Annotated in this window: 3 protein-coding genes; all 3 read left to right on the forward strand. The window is 64.1% G+C overall.

The genetic code is table 11. The features are described from left to right. Window positions 1-1,000: tyrosine-type recombinase/integrase (locus tag GNZ21_RS08960; protein ID WP_157323456.1), on the forward strand; the 1,000-nt coding region annotated here is incomplete at its 5' end. Beyond that, complete coding sequence (locus tag GNZ21_RS08965; protein ID WP_157323457.1) at window positions 963-2,918, forward strand: tyrosine-type recombinase/integrase; 1,956 nt, start codon at window positions 963-965, stop codon at window positions 2,916-2,918. The genes GNZ21_RS08960 and GNZ21_RS08965, both read left to right, overlap by 38 nt. Beyond that, window positions 2,918-3,208 (forward strand): DUF6262 family protein, encoded by a 291-nt coding sequence (locus GNZ21_RS08970; protein WP_157323458.1) that lies wholly within the window; start codon window positions 2,918-2,920, stop codon window positions 3,206-3,208. Before GNZ21_RS08965 ends, GNZ21_RS08970 begins: the two co-directional genes overlap by 1 nt. Window positions 3,209-3,217 lie beyond the last annotated feature (9 nt).

Consider the following 3,217-nt stretch of genomic DNA (forward strand, 5'->3'; position numbering starts at 1 on the left):
CGATTATCTGAGTCACCTGCTGGACCGGAACTACTCGTTGGCGACGGTCAGGGCATACGGGTATGACCTGCTGGCGTTCTGCCGGTGGTTGAGCGAAGTGGATGTGGAGGTCGAGTCAGTCACCACGAATGGGCTGCTGGACTATTTGAGGGCCTGCCGGGAAGCGACGATCCCTGGCCGGGCGGGACCGGAGGTCATCACGATGACTGGTCAGCGTCTGGATCGGTATGCGGCAACGACGATCAATCGGCGCTTGGCTGCGATTGCTGGCCTGTATACCTTCGCTGGTCTGAGAGATCCAGAGGCGAGTAATCCTGTCCCGCGAGGCCGTGAGGCACGCTGGGTAACCGCTGGCGAGAAGTCCGGGATGCTCGCTCACACCCGAAGGCGGCGGCAGCCCCGCTCGGCGCTGCGGTTGCGGGAGTCGAAGAAGCTGCCGGTGGCGTTATCGGCGCCGGATGCGGCGAAGTTGGTGGCCAGCTTGCGCACTTGGCGCGATCGGGCGATCGCGGGGCTGATGCTTTGGTGTGGCCTGCGCTCCAGTGAAGTGTTGACGCTGGCCGTTAAGGATGTCGATATCGGCGGCCGATGGGTCACCGTCACTGGTAAAGGCGCCAAGCAGCGACGCGTGCCATTGGATGCTGATGTCGCTTCGGTCATTGATGTGTACCTACTGGCCGAACGCCCCGCCTCGGACTCTGATCGGCTCTTCCTGGTGGCCAAAGGCGCCAACCGCGGGCAGGGCTTGACTGCGGCTGGGTTGCGCACGATTTTCCGCTACCACCGAGGTCTGACGGGGATCGCTGGTGGGCATCCACACGCTCTGCGGCACACCTTCGGCACCACGTTGGCCGAAGCCGGTGTCGATCTAGCGGTGATGCAGGCCCTGCTCGGTCATGCTCATGTTGATACCACCGCACGGTATGTTCATCTGGCCCCGGCCCATGTGAAAGGTGAGTTCGATGCAGCACGCGCACGCATCCGCGCCCAGACTCGTTGACACCAGCCCGGAACTGGGCGGTGAGGATCTGCTGGATGACTATCTTGATCGCCTGGCCGCGACCGGCCGCGGCAACGTGGTCTATGAGCGGGCGGCACGGAATTTCTTCGGCACCTGGCCCGACCCCCAGGCATGGGCGGCGCAACCGCTTGCCGCCCGGCTGGCCGCCGATAAGCACGCCCGGCCAGTGATCACCTTCCTCATGGTCCACCACGGCCTGCGCCCGGGTTACGACTATCTGCTCGAACGTAAGTTCTCCTCGATCTGGCGCGAAATCCAGGGCAGCCGGTTGCAGGCCGAAATCGAGCGTTTCCTCTCAGCTGCCCAGAGGCTGGGATTCTCGCTGCGGGTGCGCTTGGCCACCGGATCACAAGTTCCGGTGCGGCTGCTGATCCAGACCGACCGGCCGATCGCCGAGCTGGTCCAAGACGACCTCGACGCTTTCGCCGCGGCCTGTCATGAGCGCGGCCGACGAACCGGAACCAGCCACCGCCACTACCTCTCAGCCATCAGCAATACCCAGACCGTGCTGTTCCACCTGGGCATCGTCGATCAGCTGCCCCGCAGTGGCGGCCCGACCCCGCTGGAGGAACGACTCGCTGAGGTGGCCGCCCCGATCCGGGCCGAGATGATCGCCTATCTTCAACGCAAGAAGGCCACCTGCCAGGCCAAGACCGTCTCCGCATTGGCGACCCGACTCAAACACTTCGGCACTTTTTTGGCCACTTCTGATCCTGAGCTTTCCAGCGTGGCTGATCTGGATCGGCGCCGACACATCGAGCCTTGGCTGTCTTCGCTGCTCGATACCGTCAGCGACAAAGACGGCCAACCGATCAGCATCGGCGACCGCAACCGGCGCGTAGTAGCGGTGACAACATTTTTGACCGATATCGCCGAATGGGGCTGGGACGTCGCGCCCTCCAGGAAAGTCATCTTCCGCGACGACATCCCGAAACTTCCGCAGGTGTTGCCCCGCTACCTCCCCGTTGACGCCGACCGGCGCCTACAAGAGGCGCTGACCCTCCATCCCGCCAACGAACTGGCCGCCCTGGCCCTACGCCTGCAACGGGCCTGCGGGCTACGCATCGGGGAGCTGCTGGATCTGGAGCTGGACTGCGTGCACCAGATCCAGGACAACGGCGCGTGGCTGAAGGTCCCGCTGGGCAAGATGGCCACCGAACGCATGGTCCCACTGGATTCCGAGACCCTGGAGCTGATCGACCGCATTACCCAGATCCGTTCCCATGGTCGACCGATGCCGCACCCACGCTACCGGCGACCAGCCCAGTTCCTGTTCACCTATCTCGGACGCCGACTATCCCAACAGGGAGTCCGGGCCGAACTTGATCACGCCGCCAATATCGCCGGACTCGAACACGTCACCTCCCACCAATTGCGCCACACCTACGCGACCGCGCTGGTCAACGCCGGAGTCTCCCTGCAAGCGCTAATGGCTCTGCTCGGTCACGTCAGCGCAGAGATGAGCCTGCGCTACGGTCAACTCTTTGATGCCACCGTCCGCACCGAATACGAACGCGCCCTGGATCTAGCCAAACAGCAAACAGCTCCGCAACCTCCGGCACCAACCGGCCCGGGCGGCCGGACCCAGCTGCCGCTAGCCGACATCACCGGCGGACAGGACTGGCAGGACACACCGCTGCTGAAATCACGCATGGCTGGCGGGTTCTGCCTGCGCACACCCGCCCAGGGCGCCTGTGCCTATGCCAACATCTGCGAACACTGCCCCAGCTACCGCGCTGAGCCCTCATCACTTCCGATCCTCGCCGCCCAACGTGTCGATGCCCAAGCCCTTGCCCGCGATGCCGAAGACCGCGGATGGATTGATGAAGCCGACCGCCACCACAAGCTCATCAACCGCCTCGACGCCCTCATCGCCGACACCGAAGCCGCCGCCTGATGAACCCCCACGACCGGATCAACATCATTGAACGCGCCTGCACCGACCTGAGCCGCAACGGCCAACCGATCACGTTTGTCGCTATCGCCGCCGCCACCGGCCTGAGCCGTTCAACGATCTACCGCAACACCACACTGCGCGGCATCGTCGAGGAGCACAAACACGCCGAAGCCACCGACACTCCAATGACCGCGATCAGCGACGAGATCGCCACCCTCCGAGCCGCAGTGACCACCCTCGCCGAGCGTGTACGCAGCCACGAAGATCAACTCCGCCGGCTGCGCCGCTGAAAAGATTAA

The organism is Nesterenkonia alkaliphila (assembly GCF_009758175.1).
GTDB classification, from domain to species: Bacteria; Actinomycetota; Actinomycetes; order Actinomycetales; family Micrococcaceae; genus Nesterenkonia; species Nesterenkonia alkaliphila.